Source organism: Ornithinimicrobium carbonis (genome assembly GCF_050703245.1).
Taxonomy (GTDB): domain Bacteria; phylum Actinomycetota; class Actinomycetes; order Actinomycetales; family Dermatophilaceae; genus Ornithinicoccus.
The window spans coordinates 1,334,688-1,352,285 of record NZ_CP192647.1 but is presented as its reverse complement, the minus strand read 5'-3'; the positions used below and the strand labels follow the sequence as shown (position 1 = coordinate 1,352,285).

Below are 17,598 nucleotides of genomic sequence, written 5' to 3'. Positions count from 1 at the left end.
CGGGCCCGTGCCGACCTCGACGCAAGGAGCACCTGTGACGATCGCACCGGAGGGACGCCGCCTGCTGCGGGTGGAGGCCCGCAACGCCGAGACGCCCATCGAGCGCAAGCCGTCGTGGATCCGCACCACCGCCAAGATGGGTCCGGAGTACCGCGAGCTGCAGTCGATGGTCAAGGGCGGGGGTCTGCACACGGTCTGCCAGGAGGCCGGCTGCCCCAACATCTTCGAGTGCTGGGAGGACCGCGAGGCCACCTTCCTCATCGGCGGCGACATCTGCACCCGGCGCTGCGACTTCTGCGACATCGCCACCGGCAAGCCGCGCGCCCTCGACCTGGAGGAGCCGCGCAAGGTCGCCGAGTCGATCCGGCAGATGGAGCTGCGCTACGCCACGATCACCGGCGTGGCCCGCGACGACCAGCCCGACGGGGCCGCCTGGCTCTACGCCGACGTGATCCGCAAGGTCCACGAGCTCAACCCCACGACCGGCGTGGAGATCCTGCCGCCCGACTTCGGCGCCGTGCCCGAGCTGGTCCAGCAGGTCTTCGACGCCCGCCCCGAGGTCTTCGCGCACAACCTGGAGACCGTGCCGCGGATCTTCAAGAAGATCCGCCCGGCGTTCACCTACGACAAGTCGCTGCGCGTGCTGTCGATGGCCCGCGAGAACGAGCTGGTCACCAAGTCCAACCTCATCCTGGGCATGGGCGAGGAGGACCACGAGATCGAGCAGGCGATGCGCGACCTGCACGAGGCGGGCTGCGACATCCTCACGATCACGCAGTACCTGCGCCCCTCCCCGCTGCACCACCCGATCGACCGGTGGGTCAAGCCCGAGGAGTTCGTGCACTGGTCCGAGCTGGCCGAGGAGATCGGCTTCAAGGGCGTCATGGCCGGACCGCTCGTGCGCAGCTCCTACCGCGCCGGCAAGCTCTACGCGCAGGCGATGCGCCGCTGGGGCCGGGACGTGCCGGAGAACCTCACGCACCTGGCAGAGCAGGCGATCAACGACGTCCCCGCCCGCCAGGAGGCCGCCTCCCTCGTGGCCAACGGCCTGCGTGGCGAGGACACGCCCGCCGCCCACGTATCCTGAACCGCATGTCCACGAGCACCACCGGCGGCGAGCCGACGAAGAAGCGACGGTTCGGTCGTCGGCCCAAGAAGGTCAAGGACCCGAACAAGCCCGGTCGGATCGCGCAGTTCCGCCAGGTCATGACCATGACCCGCAAGGCGGACCCGGCGGCGATCTGGTGGATGCTGCTGGCGGCCCTGGCCGTCATGCTCGTCGCGGTCCTCGTCGGCCTGTGGATCGACCAGGTCGTCTACATGATCATCATCGGGCTGCCGCTGGCCCTGCTCGCGGGGATCGTGGTCCTGGGCAAGAAGGCCGAACGGGCTGCGTTCACCCAGATCGAGGGGCAGCCCGGCGCCACCTCGGCCGTGCTCGGCCAGCTGCGCCGCGGCTGGTTCTACGACCAGGAGCCGGTGGCCGCCGCCGAGGCCGGCGGCAACGTCCGCGGGATGCGCGACCTGCACAACGCGGCGATGGTCTTCCGCGCCGTGGGCCGGCCCGGGGTCGTCCTGCTCGGTGAGGGTCCCCGCGGCGCCGCCCAGCGCCTGCTCGCCTCCGAGCGCCGTCGCGTGGCCCGCGTGGTCGGCGAGACGGTGCCGGTCCACACGATCATGGTGGGCAAGGGCGAGGACGACACCGCCCTGCGCAGCGTGGTCAAGAAGATGCGCTCGCTGCCCAAGCAGCTGACCAACGACGAGGCCATGGTCGTCCAGCAGCGGATGAAGGCCCTCGGCGGCAAGAACCGCCCGCCGATCCCCGGCGGCGTCGACCCCACCCGCACCCCCCGGATGAGCCGGCGCGCCCCTGCGCGGCCGCTGACCGGGCCCCGGCCCTCAGTCCTCCCCCACCTGCACCAGCCCGGTCCGGAACGCCAGCACGGCGATCTGCAGCCGGTCGCGCAGCTGCAGCTTGGTCAGCAGCCGCGACACGTAGGTCTTGACCGTCGCCTCGCTGAGGAACAGCCGGGCGCCGATCTCGGCGTTGGACAGCCCCTTGGCCACCAGCCGCGCCACCTCCAGCTCACGCTCGGTCAGCGAGGACAGCTGCTCCGGCGGGGCGCCGGAGGGCGGGCGGGCGGTGAACCGCTCCAGCAGCCGGGTGATGAGCGCCGGCGCCACCATCGACTCGCCCCGGGCGACCACCCGCACCGCGTGCGCCAGGTCCTCCGGCGTGACGTCCTTGAGGACGAAGCCACCGGCGCCGGCGCGCACGGCCTCGTAGACGTACTCGTCCAGGTCGAACGTCGTCAGGACCAGCACCCGGGGCACCGGCGGGGCCAGGTGGGTGATCCGGCGGGTGGCCTCCACCCCGTCCAGCCGCGGCATCCGGATGTCCATGAGCACCACGTCGGGCCGCAGCCTCCCCACGACCTCGACCGCCTCGACCCCGTCGCCGGCCTCCCCCACGACGTCGAACCCGGCCCGTTCCAGGATCAGCCGGAACCCCATCCGCACGAGCTCCTGGTCGTCGACGACCACGACCGTGGTCGGGGAGGCCCCCTCGGTGGGCGACCCGGGGCCGGCGGGCGACGTCATACCCGCTCCAGCGGCAGCACCGCACGCACGGTGAACCCGCGCTCCCCCGCGTCGGTCTCGACCTGGCCGCCGAAGAGGGCGGCACGCTCGCGCATCCCCAGCAGCCCGTGCCCCGGCTCACCCTCGCCGTCGCGACGGGGGCCGGCGTCGCTGACGCGGATCTCCAGCGCGCCCGGCCCGAAGTCCATCGCGACCTGCGCGCGGGTGGCCTCGGAGTGGCGGCGCACGTTGGTGAGGGCCTCCTGAACGATCCGGTATGCGGTGAGGTCCAGCCCCGCGGGCAGGCTCGGCGGGTCGCCGCTCACCTCCAGGTCGACCTGCAGCCCGGCACCGCGGGCGGCCTCCACGAGGTCGGGCAGCGCGGCGATCCCCGGCTGCGGCGACAGGTCGTGCTCGACCTCGGTGTCGCGCAGCATCGCGACCAGCCGGCGCATCTCGGTCAGCGCACCGGACCCGGTCGAGCGGATCGTGCCCAGCGCCCGCCGGGCGAACTCCGGGTCCTCCTCCACGACCTGCTCGGCCGCCCCGGCCTGGACGACGATGACGCCGACCGAGTGGGCCACGATGTCGTGCAGCTCGCGGGCGATCCGGGCGCGCTCCTCGGAGATCGCGCGCTGGGCGCGCTCGCGCGAGCGGCTCTCCGCCTCGTGCGCGCGCACCGCCTCGGCGGCGACCCGGTCGCTGGAGACGCGCAGGGCGTGGCCGAGCAGGTAGGACAGCGTGATGACGCCCCAGTGGAAGATGAGCTCGTTGGGGGTCTGCAGCAGGGGGACGAACAGGTCGGCGACGGAGACGAAGACGATGCCGCAGACCGCCGCGACCCAGCGCAGCCGGTTCGGCGCGTGCCGGGCCAGGGAGTAGACGAGCACGGCCACCGGCACCAGCTGGCCGAAGAAGAGCAGCTGCAGGCTCCCCTGGGCGAAACCCAGCACAGGCCAGACGAGGAAGGCCCCCAGCGCCACCCACGGACGCGCCCGCCGCAGCGACAGCAGCACGGCGAAGGCGAGCACCCCGACGGTGCTGACGACCGGTGAGCCCTCGCCCATGACCGACTCCATGGGCAGCCAGATCTCCAGCAGCCCGATCCCGGCGACGAGGGCGGCCAGGCCGACGTCGACGACCCAGCGGGCGCGCGTCATCGGAGCCATGAGGTCAATCTAGGACCGGGCCGGGCGCCGTGTCGTCATCCTGGAGTCGACCGCCGGCACGACCCGAGGGGTATGCCGCCGCGCCCCGGGGCGGGGTCGTCCACCTCGGGCGGGGGCCCGGGGTCGTCGGGGGCGACGACCCGCCGCCGATCCCGGACGACCCGCGCGGCTCCTAGCGTCGGAGCAGGCCGACCGGACGGGTCGGCCCCGCCCGAAGGAGATCGATCGCCATGGCCGCACCCGCACTCACCCCGTCCCGGGCCGAGGTCCCGGGCAGCCCGCCCCGACGCAGCGTGGCAGGGCTGGTCCGCCTCGTCGTGGCGGCCTGCCTGGCCGTCGGTGCCGTGCTGACCGTCGTCAGCATCTGGACCATGCCGGACTTCTCCGGCGACCAGGTCGACCGGCTGGAGGCGGTCGCGGCCGCCGGCCGGGCCGGTACGGTCTCGGCGCTCACCTGGGTGGGCGCCCAGCTCCTCGTCGGGACCGGCCTGGTCGGCGTGGCCCACCTGCTGCGCTCGCGTGCCCCGGTGCTGGGTGTCGTCGCGGGCCTGCTCCTCGGGCTGCAGGCCTTCGGCCACGCCGTCCACGGCGGGGTCAACCTGGTCATGCTGTCGATGTCTCGCGACCTCGAGGCCGTCGACGTCCACGCGGCGGTGCTGGCCGACGTGGAGAGCGGGGTCGGCATCCCGTTCATGGCGCTAGGCCTGCTGGGCACGGTCCTGGGGATGCTGGTGCTGGCGGTCGCGCTGTGGCGCGGCCGGCTCGGGCCGCGGTGGTTGGGCCCGGCGGTCGCCGTCTGGGTCGTGGTCGAGTTCGCCGGCGGAGCCGTCTCGAGCTGGTCGGGCTACGCCTCCGCGCTGCTCTACCTCGCCGTCCTCGGGACGCTCGCGCTCGTGGTGCACCGTTCCTCGGTCGGGCACTGGCAGACGGCGGTCGAGGCCTCGGCCTGATCAGGGCCGCAGGAACCAGTCGCCGGAGACGGCCAGGTCGGCGACCTCGTAGGCCTCCTGCAGCAGTGCGGCCCCGTCGGCCCCCGGCAGCACCTCGCCGTCAGGAGTGACGGCCGAGCCGGTGTGCTCCCCGAGCAGGCTGCGGCCCATCACCGACCCGGCCCACCGCTGCGCCGGGATCCCCAGGAGCTGCGCCAGCGTGGGCAGCACGTCGACCTGGCCGCCCGGGGTGGAGACGGTCCGTCCGCTCATCCCGGGCACGTGCACGAGGAACGGCACCCGGCCGTCGTTCCCGGTCAGCCACCGCTCGTCGACGGGCGCGTACTTCTGCGGCCCCTCGTGGTCCCCGACCACGACGAACGCCGACCGCTCCAGCAGCCCCCGGTCGGCGAGCGCCCGCTCGAAGTCGGCCAGCGCCCCGTCGGTGTAGTGCAGCGTCTGCAGGTAGGGGCTGGTCGCGTCCTCCCCCGGCAGGTCCAGCCCCCGCAGGTTCGCGGGCAGCTCCCAGGGGGTGTGCGAGGTGGTCGTGATCAGGTGCATGAACCGCGGCTGCGGCACCCGGTCGAGCTCGCGCAGCGCCTGGTCGAACAGGTCGGCGTCGGCCAGCCCCAGCCCCAGCGGCGTCCCGGCCGCGAAGTCGTCCTCGGCGACGTAGCGCTCGTACCCCAGGTGGGGGAACACGCGGTCGCGGTTCCAGAACGAGGCGGCGTCCCCGTGCAGCGCCACCGCACGGTAGCCGTCCTGGGACAGCAGGCGCGGCAGCGTCGTGTAGCCCTGGTTGTCCGGGAACCGCAGCACGGTCGCCCCGGACTCCAGCGGATAGACCCCGGCGAGCATGAGCAGCTCGCCGTCGGAGCTGCTGCCGTCCCGCGTCTGGGCGAGCACCTGGTCGAAGACCACGCTCTGCGCACGCCAGCGGTTCAGCGTCGGCGTGACCTCCTGCCCGAACGGTGCCGCGCCCAGCACGACCTGCTCCAGGGACTCGACCTGGACGAGGTAGACGTCCCGTCCCGCCAGCAGGCCCACGAGGTCCTCGTGCTCGGGCGCGACACCCTGGTAGGCGGCGTTGCGGGCGAACCAGACCCCGACCCGTCTCCGCTCGGCAGGCGTCAGCTCCTGGTGGGTGTCGACGAGCTCGTCGTAGACCTGGTGCAGGTGGGTGCCCAGCGGCGACAGCGTCACGACCCGCATCCCGGGGTCCGACGTCTGGGTCACGACCTGGGTGCCGAACGAGACGGCCGCGACGGCGGCGACGACGGCCGCGGTGCGGTGCCGGGTCCAGCGACGGCGCAGACCGGGCAGACGCCTGCCGGACCGCCGACCGCCCCGGGTCGGAGCTTGCCGCGCCGCCGCGTCGTCGGCGGGCCAGGACCACCAGGACGCCCGCGGCGAGCAGGTCGACGTACAGCAGCACGTCGTGCCAGCGCACCATCGCCAGCACCGAGGAGCCGAGGCCGTCGAAGCTGCCCGCCGCGGCCATCATGTGCACGCTGAGCAGCCGGCCGAACGCGCGGGCGTTGACCAGGTCGGCCAGCAGCAGGGTGGTGACGAGCAGGTCGGCCCCGACGAGGTATGCCGTGCGCGGGCGCCCGCGCATGAGCAGCGCGGGGCTGACGACCAGGGCCACGAGGGGCAGCGCGCTCAGGGCGACGAGGGCGGCATACCGGTCGGGCTCGAGGACGGCGACGGCGACGAGGACGGACTTGGCCACGAGGGCGACGACGACGAGCGGCAGCACGGGTGACCGGCGCGGCTCAGCGGGCGTTCACGACGACGCTGCGGGCGGCCCGGTCGTGCAGGCCACGGCTGTCGGCGTCCAGGATGATCGCCGGGACCGCCAGGCACAGCAGGACCGCGCGCACCGCGGCCCGGGCCGGCGGCGGGGGCTGGTCGCCGTCGCCGTCGAGGGAGACCACGCGGATGCCGAGCAGGCGGTGGCCCGGCGTGGTGCCGATCGTGGGGACGAGCACGAGGTTGAGCAGCAGGAGCAGGCCCAGCGGGGCGAAGGCCTGCAGGCCGGCCACCTCGCCCCAGGTGAGGTCGAACAGGCCGGTCGCCACGACCTGGCACAGCGTCCAGTCGACAAGGATGGCCAGCAGCCGGCGCAGCAGGGAGGCGACGGAGCCCGGCCCCTGCGGCGGCAGGCCGAGGCGCTGGCCGGAGTAGGCGGGGACGGTCACCGGCCCAGCCTAACGAGGCGCGGGGCCGGCTCCCCGCAAGCGCACGTCTGCGGCGCATGCGCGCGACGCACGCGCGAGCCATACCTGCGGCGGTGCCGGACGAAACACTCCCGAAACAGGAGGGTGACGGTGCCGAAACGGCCACCGCGTAATGTCGTGCCCGACCCCGTTGGTCCACCCAGGAGGCATCCTATGTTCACAAACGCCGAGGAGGTCCTCGCCTTCATCAAGGACGAGGACGTCAAGTTCATCGACATCAGGTTCTGCGACCTGCCCGGTGTCATGCAGCACTTCAACGTGCCGGCAGCGTCCTTCGACGAGGACGCGTTCAACACCGGCCAGATGTTCGACGGCTCCTCGATCCGTGGCTTCAAGTCGATCCACGAGTCGGACATGAAGCTCATCCCCGACCCGCAGACCGCCTACCTGGACCCCTTCCGGGTCGAGAAGACGCTCATCATGAACTTCTCCATCGTCGACCCCTTCACCGACGAGCCCTACGAGCGCGACCCGCGGCAGATCGCCCGGCGCGCCGAGGAGTACCTGCGCTCCACCGGTATCGCGGACACCGCCTACTTCGGGGCCGAGGCGGAGTTCTACGTCTTCGACGACATCCGGTTCGCCTCCGAGCCGCAGGGCAGCTACTACCACATCGACTCCATCGAGGCGGCGTGGAACACGGGGCGTGCGGAGGAGGGCGGCAACCGGGGGTACAAGACCCGGTTCAAGGGTGGTTACTTCCCGGTGCCGCCGGTGGACCACTTCGCCGACATCCGCGACCGGATGTGCATCGAGCTGGCCTCCGTCGGCCTCGACGTCGAGCGCTCGCACCACGAGGTGGGCACGGCCGGCCAGCAGGAGATCAACTACCGGTTCAACACGCTGCTGCACTCCGGCGACGACCTGATGAAGTTCAAGTACGTCATCAAGAACAGCGCCTGGGCCTTCGGCAAGACCGCGACCTTCATGCCCAAGCCGCTCTTCGGCGACAACGGCTCGGGCATGCACACCCACCAGAGCCTGTGGAAGGACGGCGAGCCGCTGTTCTACGACGAGAACGGCTACGGCGGTCTCTCGGACGTGGCGCGGTGGTACATCGGCGGGCTGCTCTCGCACGGGCCGTCGCTGCTGGCGTTCACGAACCCCTCGATGAACAGCTACCACCGGCTGGTGCCGGGCTTCGAGGCACCGATCAACCTGGTCTACTCGGCGCGCAACCGCTCGGCCTGCGTGCGCATCCCGATCACCGGGAACTCGCCCAAGGCCAAGCGCATCGAGTACCGCGTGCCGGACCCCTCGGCCAACCCCTACCTGGCGTTCGCCGCGCAGCTGATGGCCGGCCTGGACGGCATCCGAAACCGGATCGAGCCGCCGGAGCCGGTCGACAAGGACCTCTACGAGCTGCCGCCGGAGGACCTGGAGGACATCGAGCAGCTGCCGACCTCCCTGCCCGAGGTGCTCGACGCCCTGGAGGCGGACCACGACTACCTCACCGAGGGCGACGTGTTCACCGAGGACCTGCTGCAGACGTGGGTGGACTACAAGCGCACCCGGGAGATCGACCCGATCCGCCTGCGGCCGCACCCGCACGAGTTCGAGATGTACTTCGACATCTGACCCCTCGCTGACCGCAGTAGCCCTGAGGGTTCGCAGGCGACCTTCCAGGAGGGCCCGACGGACGCGTCCGGACCGATGTACCTCGCAGTCGTGTCACGCCGGTCGTCCTGACGACCGGCGTGACACGACTGCCGTGCACGGTGGTCTGCAGCAGGGCCCGGGGAAGGATCCAGCGCCTGGTGGGTGACCGCCGGGCCCAGGGTGGCCCCAGGCACCCCTGCGGATGTCAGCCTGCGGACGGCCCGCCCTGGTCCGGCCGTGAGGGAACCACGCGGACCTTGGGCCTGGGTCCCTCCAGGCCGACGGCGACCACCGCACGAAGCCGGCGCAGGAAGCGTTCGGGCCGTGAGTAGAGGGTCCAGGGCGAGACGCCCCACCCGCACTCCTGCTGCGGTCATGTCGTTGTCCCGCTCGACCGTGCGCGACCACTGGTCCCCGCCGCGGTCGTCGATGCCCTGGTGGTACTGCCGGGAGTGGACCTGGATAGCCACCCCGGCCGCCTCCATGTAGCCGTCGGGCGTCCCCACGAGAGACCCCCCACCGTCCATACCGAGGAGCCGACAGTTCGTGAGCAACGGTGGGAAGCCACCGTCCCCCTCGACCACGTCACGCAGGACCGCCTCCGGGCGCGACCACGCCCCACCCGTGAAGGCGACCAGTCCCTTCCAGAGCGGCTCGACACGGGCACGGGGGCGCAGGTAGAGCTCCCGCTCCAGCGCTTCAGGGGTGGCGCGACCACGCTGGAGGGCACTGATGGTCAGGTGTTCCAGGTCCTGGGGCGAATGGTGCTCGTAGACCGCAGCGTCGGCCAGCGCTCGGGAGGGCCCCGCCACGCGCACGACGCCGACGGTGCCGGCGACCGACGGCTTCCGGGCGGAGCGGTGCAGACGCACCGCCCCGTGGGACCGGGCACGGGACCCTTCCCCCACCACGAAGGTGACCTCGTCGGTGCGTCGTGGACGGACCCCCAGCCGCACGAGGGCGGAGGCACCGGTCAGCACCGCCGAGGTCGGTCCCGCCCAGAGTCCCTGCGCCACCAACCGCGTGGTCGCATCGATCGGTCCACGGTGCGGCACGACCACCCGGGGGAGCGGCTCCTGCCACGAGGTTCCTCGCTGCACACGGAGGGCGGAGGCGCTCCATCCGGCCTCGAGCAGCTGGGCCACGGTGGCCATGCCCTTCTGCCCAGGTATCGAGGGGAACGTGCGGTCGGTGCGGTCCGGCATGGACGACAGCATCCACCGATCGGACGTCTTCGTGCCGGGACGTCACCCTCGACCTGTGGACGGCGATGGGCACACGCGCCACAGCAGCGCAGGGGCGGAACCACCCAGCCTCAGTACCTCAGGATCGCCGCCACCGGGGCCTGCTTGGGCAGCTCGTCCACCATCCGGACCGACCCGCCGTTGCGCAGGGTCGCCCGGGCGGCGGCGTCGGCCAGCCCGCAGACGTCCTCGGGGCTGCGCAGCGGCAGCACGACCTGGGGCGACCCGTTGCTGGCGTAGCAGCCTTCGGAGGTCATCAGCAGCGTGTCGACCCGCCCCTCGTTCGCGGCCGTCAGCGTCCTGTCCACCCCGAGCGCGCCGGAACCGTGGCCCTGCTGCTCGTTGAAGCGGTCCAGGAGCCGGGCGTTCTCCCGCTGCAGCCGGGACTCGACCAGCTCCCACGCCGCGGAGCGCAGGTCGTCGGCGGACATGTCGTCGGGGTTGCGCTCGATCGCCCCGTCCACGAGGTGGGGGTAGGAGCTGAGCTCGCGGTAGGCCGCCACCCATTCCGGCAGACCCGCCAGGATCATCGGGATGGACCGGCCGGCCAGGTGCTCGTCCACCCCGCGGGCGACCTCGCGGAAGAACTCGACGACCTCCTCCTTGTGCGCGTTGTCCAAGGAGCTGGCACCGTAGTAGACGGCTCCACCGGGGCCGGAGCGCCCGGACGCGTTGGGTCGCGGGACGGAGTCGGACTGCGGGCCGTCGGGCACGAAGACGTCGTCGAAGGCTCCGGGGACCGAGGGCAGGTCGAGCTCACCGATGCGGTCCCGGCTGCCGCGCAGGACCCGCACGTCCTTCTGGCTGAGGGTCAGCACGACGTAGTTCTGGTCGCTGAGCAGGGGCAGCACCGGTCCCAGCGTGTAGCCGGACCCGACCGCGGCCAGCTCGGGCAGGTCCAGAGGGACGCGGTATGACGCGGACCACCCCTTGGTGAGGTACATCGCCAGGCCGTCGGCCATGTGGCTCCAGGCCATGCCGTCGTGGTGCAGCTCCCACGCGGGGGCGAGCAGCTCGTCGACGTCCCGACGCTCGTGCCCCTCCTCCAGGAGCGTGTCCTCGACGGCACCGAGCAGGTTCTTCCACCGCAGCCGGTCCTCGTCGCTCTCTCCTTGGTGGTCCCCACCCGGTGCGTCGGGACGAACAGCGACAGCCTCGTCCCGTCCCCGTCACCCACCAGCTCCTCGAACTCGGCCCGGGTCATCAGATCCATGAAGTCCTCCTTGAGGTCGGGTGCTGGGCCTTCCGGCCACGTCCTGCGAGCCTACGCCGACCACCGCCTCCGTCGCAGGGGGTACGGCCGCATCGGTCGGCAGGTCGGCCCGGTCCCTCGCTACGACGCTGGTCAGGTGCCCAGCGCCTCCCGCAGGCGCGCGGCGTACTCCTCCGCCTCCCCCGCGGCATACCTCGTCCTGGGCCAGAAGAAGCCCCGGAGCCCGTCCCCCTTGGTGCGCGGCACCACGTGCACGTGCAGGTGAGCCACCGACTGGCTCACCTGGTTGTTCATCGCCACGAACGAACCCTGGGCCCCAAGGCCGTCCTTGACCGCCTGGGCCAGGGCGCGGGCGGCCGCGAACAGCGGGACGACGAGGTCGTCGGGGAGGTCGGGGAGGGTATGCACGTGCTGCCGGGGTACGAGGAGGACGTGCCCCTTGAAGACGGGCCGGGTGTCGAGGAAGCCGACGACCTCCTCCGTGGACAGCACGACGTCGGCGGGTGCGTCGCCGGTGGTGATCAGACAGAAGGTGCAGGCCACCCGGCGATCATGGCACGGGCGGGGAAACGCCTGCGCCGTCTCCCGACGCGGCGGACCCGGGGACGCAGGCGCTCACGAGGGAGCTCTCCGGACGCTCCACGCCGCGATCTCGGCCCGGTTGCGCAGGCCGAGGCGCGTGAGGATGTTCTGCACGTGCGACTCGGCCGTGCGGGGAGAGATGACCAGGTGGGCGGCGATCTGCCGGTCGGTCATCCCCTGGGCGACGAGGGTCGCCACCTCCAGCTGCCGGTCGGTGAGGTGACTACCGCCCGCCGGGTCGCCGGGCGGACCGCTGCCGGGCTCAGGGACGGCCTCGGACGGGAGAGGCTGACCGAGCGCCAGAGCGACCGCGGCGGTCCGGCCGAGCGCGCTGCCCCGGTCCCGGTGCTCGGTCCAGCGGCCAGCACCCAGGGCCTGCGCCGTGGCCGCCCTGAAGTCCTGGTGGAGCGCGACGACAGGGGCGGGAACGGCGGCGGGGATCGAGGCCCACAGCATCCGCTCGGCCCCGGCGAGCAGGGCAGCCCGCTCCCACTGCTCCTGCCCGGCGGCGACGCACGCCAGTGCGCCGACGCACAGCGCGCTGCCGCTGGTGTCCCCGACGGCCTGCATGAGGGTGAGGGACTCCTGCTCCATCTCGCGGGCACGCGCGGTGTCGTGCCACCCCAGGTGGACCAGCCCCAGGCCCCAGAGGGCGTGGGCGCGGCTCCACGGGTTTCCCTCCGCGTTCAGCTCCAGGCTGAGCGAGAAGGCCTCGGCCGCCTCGTGCGGACGGTGCTGAAGAAGCCGGACGACCCCGACGTCGGCCCAGCAGAAGGCGGACATCCGCCGGTCGACGCCCAGGTGCTGGGCCGCCGCGTCCCGCAGGAGGGTCTCCGCGGTGTCCAGGTCGCCGTCGAAGAGGGCGGCCTGGCCGAGATACTGCGTGGCCGTCGCCGCGACGGCGGCGTCCCCCGTCGTCCGGGCCAGGGAGCGTGCCTCCGCGAGGAGGGGCCGGGCCGTGGCCGGTTCGGTCGCGGCGAGCTCGAGGTAGCCCGCGACCGCGAGGGCCCTCGGCCGCTCCTCGTCGTGCGGGCAAAGCGCGAGCAGCTCCTGCACCCGGCGCCGCCCCTCGCCCAACCGGCCACGGGCCTCCCAGTAGAGCCACAGGTCGGCCGCGATGGCGAGGCCGGCCGACTCCTCCCCCGGCGTGGTCAGGCAGTGCTCGAGGGCGGCGCTGATCTCGGAGTGGTGTCTGCCCAGCAGGTCGAAGGCCGCCACCTGCTCCGGTCCCAGGAACTGCGCGCTCGCCTCGACCGCTGTCGAGGAGATCCACCGGCGGTGGCGCTGCCGGAGCACCGTGACCTCCCCCGCCGCCACGAGCATGGTCTGGCCGAAGGCCCGGACGGTCTCCAACATCCGGAAGGAGGAGACGCCGTCGACGGTGCTCACCCCGACGACCGAGGCGTCCACCAGAGCGGTCAGCGCGTCGAGCACCGCGCCGACCGGCAGCTGCGCGTCCGCGCAGACCGACTCGGCCGCCGTCGCGTCGAAACCGCCGACGAAGACGGACGCGCGCCGCCACAGCAGGCGCTCGTGCTCGTCGAGCAGGTCGTGGCTCCACTGCATGGTGGCGAGCAGCGTGCGGTGCCGCTCCGGGATGGTCGTCCCCGAGCGCTGCAGCAGCCGGAACCGGTCGTCGAGCCGGGCCAGCAGCTCCACCGGGCCCAGCGTGCGCAACCGCACCGCGGCCAGCTCGATCGCGAGCGGCAGCCCGTCCAGCCGACGGCAGATGTCGAGCAGGTGGGCACCGGCGTCCGGGGACAGGACCAGCGTCGGCGCGACCGCCCGGGCACGCTCCCGGAGCAGCTGGACGGCCTCGCAGGCCTCGACGTCCTCCGATGCCGCACCTCGGGGTGCCAGCGGTAGCGGCGGAACGACCAGCAGGGACTCGCCGTCCCCGTCCAGCGGCAGCCGGCTGGTGCAGAGGACGGACAGCTGGGGGCAGGCGTCCAGCAGACGGTGGACGACCGTGGCGACCCCGTCCCGGACGTGCTCGCAGTTGTCCAGGACGAGGAGCACGGTCCGGTCGCCCACGACCTGGGCGAGGTGGTCCGTGACCGGTTCCGACGGCTCCCGCACGTGCAGGGCCGCGGCGACCTGCTGCGCCACCAGGCCGGAGGAGCTCACCGCCGCGAGGTCGACCGTGAACGTCCCGTCCGGGAACTGCCGGGCAAGGTCATCGTGAGCTGCCCGCACCGCCAGCCGGGTCTTGCCCACGCCACCCGGACCGACCAGCGTCAGCAGCCGCGCGTCGCAGAGCCGCTGACGGATGTCGGCCAGCTCCTGGCGTCTGCCGACGAAGGAGTTGCGCTCCGACCCCGGACGCGACGGCGGCTGTGCTGCCCCCATCGTGCGACGGTACCGCCGACGGGGCAGACCCGTACAGACATCCGCAGAACTACGGATGCCTCCACGGCATGTGGCCGCCCACGCTGGAGGGGTGACCACCCACCAGGGTCCCAGGACCACAACCCAGGCCCCGCGCTCCCTCTACGTCGTCGAGCTGACGTCGACGACCGGCCCTCCCACGCAGCTGCACCGCATGACCGCCGACCTGGCGGCCACCGCGGTGCGGCTCTCGCAGCGAGGGGTCGACGTCGCGCTCCTCGAGTCCGTGGTCCTCCCCGAGGACGGACGGTGTCTGTGCCTGGTCCTGAGCACGGACAGGTCCACGGTCGCGCTCGTCTGCGACACCGCAGGACTCACCTCGGCGCCCGTCCACGAGGCGTACCGCTACCCCCGGACCACCCCGACCACCCCGACCACCCCGACCACCCCGACCACCCGGACCACCCGGACCGACCGTCCACCCGCACGACAGGAGAAGACCTCATGACCTCGACCCAGCACCACCCCCGCACGCACACCGCCGGGCCGTCCGGCAGCACGGCGCCGCCGCGGGACGACCCCTCGCTGCGGCCCCTCCTGCTCTTCGCGGCGGTCGCCGTCCCGCTCGGCTGGCTCCTGCTCTCCCTCTACCAGGTCCTGGGTCTGCCCCAGGAGCCCTTCGTCCTGGGGACCCTCCTCCTCGGGCTCGTCGTCCCCGCCCTCGTGCTGACCCACCGCCAGCACGGCCGGGCCGGGGTGCGCGCCCTCCTCCGGGACGTCGTCCGACCTCCGCGCCCCCTGTGGTGGGCACCGCTGGCGGTCCTGGGACTACCGGTGCTCGTCTGGGGCACCGCCGCTCTACTGGGCGGGGCTCAGCCGCTGACCTCGACCCTGCTGCTCGAGGCGACCGTGCTGTTCGTCTCGGCCGCCCTCATCGTCAACATCTGGGAGGAGATGGCCTGGACCGGCTTCTTCCAGCGCCGCGCCATGGCGCGGGTGGGGCACGGTCGCCGGCAGCCTGACCACGGGTCTGCTCTTCGCCGCGATCCACCTGCCGCTGGCCTTCGACGGAGCGTCCGGCGCCACCGACGTCGGCCTGGGCATCGCGATCCTGGTCGGCACCGGCGTGGGTCTGCGCCTCCTCATCGCCCGGCTGGACGCCTGGAGCGGCCGGAGTCTGCTGACCATCGGCCTGCTGCACGCGTCGTTCAACACCACGGGCGCGCTCATCGACCCGGCCTACGACTGGATCCGCCTGGGCCTGACGGTCCTGCTCGGCGTGGCCGCCGTCGCGGTGCCCGCCCGGGTCAGAGGACCTCTGTCGCGCCCAGCTGGTCGAGCATGAACGCGATCTCGAACGCCGCCTCCTTCCAGGCGTCGTAGCGACCGGTCTTGCCGCCGTGCCCGGCCACCATCTCGGTCCGCAGCAGGATCGGGCGGGTGGCCGGGTCGTTGGTGACGGTCTCGCGCAGGCGGGCCACCCACTTCGCCGGCTCGACGAAGAAGACGCGGGTGTCGTTCAGACCGGTCGTTGCCAGGATCGCGGGGTACTGCACCGGCCGGATGTTCTCGTACGGCGTGTAGGTGCGCATGAGCTCGTAGATCTCGGCCGAGTCCACCGGGTTGCCCCACTCCTCCCACTCCCCCACCGTCAGCGGCAGCGAGGGGTCCAGGATCGTGGTCAGCGCGTCGACGAACGGCACCCCGGCGTGCACCACCCGGAACCGCTCCGGGGCCAGGTTCAGCACCGCACCCATGAGCAGACCCCCGGCGGAGCGCCCCTCGGCCGCGAGCCGGTCCGGGGAGACCCAGCCGGTGCCGACGAGGTGGTCGGCGCAGGCCAGGAAGTCGGTGAAGGTGTTCTTCTTGTGCTCCATCCGTCCCAGCTCGTACCAGCTGCGGCCCATCTCACCGCCGCCCCGCACGTGCGCGATCGCGTAGACGACCCCCCGGTCCAGGTAGGACAGCCGGGACACCGAGAAGTAGGGGTCGATGGAGATCTCGTAGGACCCATAGCCGTAGAGCAGCCCCGGGTTGGTCCCGTCCGGGGAGAGCTCCTTGCGGGCCACGAGCGAGATCGGGATGCGCGTGCCGTCCTCGGCCGTGGCCCAGAGGCGGTGCTGCACGTAGTCATCGGGGTCGTAGCCCCCGAGCACGGGCTTGCGCTTGACGAGGGTCAGGTCGCCGCTGTCCAGGGCCAGGTCGTAGATGCTCGGCGGCGTGACGAGCGACTCGATGACCACCTGCAGGGTGTCGGTCTCGTAGGAGGGGTTGGCCCCCGTGTCGATGGACCAGACCTCCTCCTGCACGGGCACGTCGTACCCGTCGTCGACCGGGAGTCCGTCGGAACCCAGGGGCAGGATCCGCACCTGGGTCAGGCCGTCGCGCCGCAGCGAGACCGCCAGGTGTCCGGAGAACGCCTCGACGCCGGCGACCCGCATGCCCTTGCGCCCCGGCAGCACCGCCCGCCAGTCGTGGGCGGAGGTGGACCCGATCGGCGCCACCGCCAGCTCGAAGTCGCGGTGGTCGGCGTTGTGCACGATCCAGAGGCGCTCGCCCGCGGGCGCCACGTCATACTCCACCCCCTCGCGCCGCGGCGCGACGATCCGGAACTCACCGGTCGGGTCGTGCGCGGACAGCAGGCGGTACTCCGAGGTGTTCTTGCTGCCGAGCGCGATGACGAGGTGCTCGTCGTCGCGCGAGCTGCCGACGCCCATCCAGTAGCGCTCGTCGTCCTCCTGGTGCACGAGCACGTCCTGCTCGGCGGGGGTGCCGACCTCGTGCCGCCAGACCTGGAAGGGGCGCCACGCGTCGTCGACGCGGACGTAGAAGAGGTATGCCGCGTCCGCGGACCAGGCGGTCCCGTAGCCGATGCCGGTGACCGAGTCGTCGACGATCTCGCCGGTGGTCAGGTCCTTGATCCGCAGGTCGAAGCGCTCATCGCCGGTGCTGTCGACCGCGTAGGCCAGCAGGTCGCCGGCCGGGCTCGTGTCGAAGGTGCCCAGGGAGAAGAACTCCAGGCCCTGCGCCTCGGCGTTGCCGTCGAGCAGCACCTCCTCCCCCGCGGGCACCTCCCCGGGGTCCAGGACGGGGCGCTGCGGGGAGTCGCCGACGGCGATGCGGCCGTGGACGGCGTACTGCTGGCCCTCGACGGTGCGCGAGTAGTACCACCAGTCGCGGTGACGCACGGGGACGGAGAGGTCGGTCTCCTGGGTGCGGCTCCTGATCTCGCCGAAGATCGTGGACCGCAGGCCCTCCAGGTGGGCGGTCCTCGCCTCGGTGTAGGCGTTCTCCGCCTCGAGGTGCGCGATGACCTTGTGGTCCTTCTTGTCTCGCAGCCACTCGTAGGCGTCGGTCACGTCCTCGCCGTGGTGGCGGCGGACGACCGGGATCTGCTCGGCGACGGGCGGGGTGGGCAGGGTGGTCTCGGCGGTCACCCGGGTCACGCTACCCGCGGGAGGTCACCGCGTCGTCATCCGCCGGACCTGGTCCGCACGACCGAACTGACGTCACCGGGCGGGTTCCCGCTGCAGGACGAGCAGCCGCTATGTTGCTCCAGTGCAACCGCCCGCCTGCCAACTAAGTCGGTGGAACTTTCATCAGCCTCTCCGTAGCTGGTCGACCTGGCTGGGCGCACTGGTCTGCTTCACGGTGGGCACGGGTCTGGGTGCCGCGATCTTTCGACAGGTTGCACGCCCCCACATGGGTTCAGAC

Annotated in this window: 14 protein-coding genes and 1 pseudogene; 7 read left to right on the top strand and 8 right to left on the bottom strand. The window is 72.5% G+C overall.

The features are described from left to right. Positions 1–34: 34 nt before the first annotated feature. A complete protein-coding gene (lipA, locus tag ACQ95T_RS06820) occupies positions 35–1,087 on the top strand; it encodes a lipoyl synthase (protein ID WP_425940491.1) in 1,053 nt (350 codons plus the stop codon). 5 nt (positions 1,088–1,092) lie between these two features. Further along, positions 1,093–1,803: pseudogene (locus ACQ95T_RS06815) on the top strand (DUF4191 domain-containing protein); the annotation flags it as partial. Positions 1,804–1,899: 96 nt separating this feature from the next. Here ACQ95T_RS06815 and ACQ95T_RS06810 read toward each other — a convergent pair. Together ACQ95T_RS06810 and ACQ95T_RS06805 are read right to left on the bottom strand one after the other, a co-directional pair. Next, positions 1,900–2,601: a response regulator transcription factor gene (locus ACQ95T_RS06810; protein WP_425940487.1), complete on the bottom strand. Its 702-nt coding sequence runs from the start codon at positions 2,599–2,601 to the stop codon at positions 1,900–1,902. Beyond that, a complete protein-coding gene (locus ACQ95T_RS06805; RefSeq protein ID WP_425940485.1) occupies positions 2,598–3,749 on the bottom strand; it encodes a sensor histidine kinase in 1,152 nt (383 codons plus the stop codon). Before ACQ95T_RS06805 ends, ACQ95T_RS06810 begins: the two co-directional genes overlap by 4 nt. 230 nt (positions 3,750–3,979) lie before the next feature. Between ACQ95T_RS06805 and ACQ95T_RS06800 the strand changes: the two genes are divergently transcribed. Further along, positions 3,980–4,699, top strand: a complete 720-nt coding sequence (locus ACQ95T_RS06800) for a hypothetical protein (RefSeq protein WP_425940483.1) — start codon at positions 3,980–3,982, stop codon at positions 4,697–4,699. On the opposite strand, the gene ACQ95T_RS06795 is transcribed toward ACQ95T_RS06800, so the two are convergent. Beyond that, a complete protein-coding gene (locus ACQ95T_RS06795; protein WP_431473682.1) occupies positions 4,700–5,914 on the bottom strand; it encodes an LTA synthase family protein in 1,215 nt (404 codons plus the stop codon). 268 nt (positions 5,915–6,182) lie between these two features. Here ACQ95T_RS06795 and ACQ95T_RS06790 point away from each other — a divergent pair, with 268 nt between their 5' ends. Further along, a complete protein-coding gene (locus ACQ95T_RS06790) occupies positions 6,183–6,443 on the top strand; it encodes a hypothetical protein (RefSeq protein WP_425940479.1) in 261 nt (86 codons plus the stop codon). A gap of 10 nt (positions 6,444–6,453) precedes the next feature. Here ACQ95T_RS06790 and ACQ95T_RS06785 read toward each other — a convergent pair whose 3' ends face one another. Continuing rightward, positions 6,454–6,879 carry an RDD family protein gene (locus ACQ95T_RS06785; RefSeq protein ID WP_425940477.1) on the bottom strand — a complete coding sequence of 142 codons (426 nt, stop codon included), beginning with the start codon at positions 6,877–6,879 and terminating at the stop codon, positions 6,454–6,456. Positions 6,880–7,071: 192 nt separating this feature from the next. Between ACQ95T_RS06785 and glnA the strand changes: the two genes are divergently transcribed. Next, positions 7,072–8,496 (top strand): type I glutamate--ammonia ligase, encoded by a 1,425-nt coding sequence (gene glnA, locus ACQ95T_RS06780; RefSeq protein WP_425940475.1) that lies wholly within the window; start codon positions 7,072–7,074, stop codon positions 8,494–8,496. Between the two features lie 1,336 nt (positions 8,497–9,832). On the opposite strand, the gene ACQ95T_RS06775 is transcribed toward glnA, so the two are convergent. The 3 genes from ACQ95T_RS06775 to ACQ95T_RS06765 form a co-directional block, all read right to left on the bottom strand. After that, a complete protein-coding gene (locus ACQ95T_RS06775; RefSeq protein WP_431473681.1) occupies positions 9,833–10,738 on the bottom strand; it encodes a hypothetical protein in 906 nt (301 codons plus the stop codon). 368 nt (positions 10,739–11,106) lie between these two features. Continuing rightward, on the bottom strand, positions 11,107–11,517 hold the full coding sequence (locus ACQ95T_RS06770; RefSeq protein ID WP_425940469.1) for an HIT family protein: 411 nt from the start codon (positions 11,515–11,517) through the stop codon (positions 11,107–11,109). Positions 11,518–11,589: 72 nt separating this feature from the next. Then, positions 11,590–13,905, bottom strand: a complete 2,316-nt coding sequence (locus tag ACQ95T_RS06765) for an ATP-binding protein (protein WP_425940467.1) — start codon at positions 13,903–13,905, stop codon at positions 11,590–11,592. Positions 13,906–13,996: 91 nt separating this feature from the next. Here ACQ95T_RS06765 and ACQ95T_RS06760 point away from each other — a divergent pair, with 91 nt between their 5' ends. Together ACQ95T_RS06760 and ACQ95T_RS06755 are read left to right on the top strand one after the other, a co-directional pair. Further along, positions 13,997–14,392 carry a hypothetical protein gene (locus tag ACQ95T_RS06760; protein WP_425940465.1) on the top strand — a complete coding sequence of 132 codons (396 nt, stop codon included), beginning with the start codon at positions 13,997–13,999 and terminating at the stop codon, positions 14,390–14,392. A gap of 618 nt (positions 14,393–15,010) precedes the next feature. Continuing rightward, on the top strand, positions 15,011–15,229 hold the full coding sequence (locus ACQ95T_RS06755) for a hypothetical protein (RefSeq protein WP_431473680.1): 219 nt from the start codon (positions 15,011–15,013) through the stop codon (positions 15,227–15,229). Here ACQ95T_RS06755 and ACQ95T_RS06750 read toward each other — a convergent pair. Beyond that, positions 15,192–17,321 (bottom strand): S9 family peptidase, encoded by a 2,130-nt coding sequence (locus ACQ95T_RS06750; protein ID WP_425940461.1) that lies wholly within the window; start codon positions 17,319–17,321, stop codon positions 15,192–15,194. The two genes, ACQ95T_RS06755 and ACQ95T_RS06750, sit on opposite strands and share 38 nt — an antisense overlap. Positions 17,322–17,598: the final 277 nt, after the last annotated feature.

Bases quoted from the DNA above. Each gene is read 5' to 3' on its own strand.
- ACQ95T_RS06775 (WP_431473681.1), bottom strand. From the start codon at position 10,738: ATGGCCTGGAGCCACATGGCCGACGGCCTGGCGATGTACCTCACCAAG.
- glnA (WP_425940475.1), top strand. From the start codon at position 7,072: ATGTTCACAAACGCCGAGGAGGTCCTCGCCTTCATCAAGGACGAGGAC.
- ACQ95T_RS06810 (WP_425940487.1), bottom strand. From the start codon at position 2,601: ATGACGTCGCCCGCCGGCCCCGGGTCGCCCACCGAGGGGGCCTCCCCG.
- ACQ95T_RS06765 (WP_425940467.1), bottom strand. From the start codon at position 13,905: ATGGGGGCAGCACAGCCGCCGTCGCGTCCGGGGTCGGAGCGCAACTCC.
- ACQ95T_RS06800 (WP_425940483.1), top strand. From the start codon at position 3,980: ATGGCCGCACCCGCACTCACCCCGTCCCGGGCCGAGGTCCCGGGCAGC.
- ACQ95T_RS06805 (WP_425940485.1), bottom strand. From the start codon at position 3,749: ATGGCTCCGATGACGCGCGCCCGCTGGGTCGTCGACGTCGGCCTGGCC.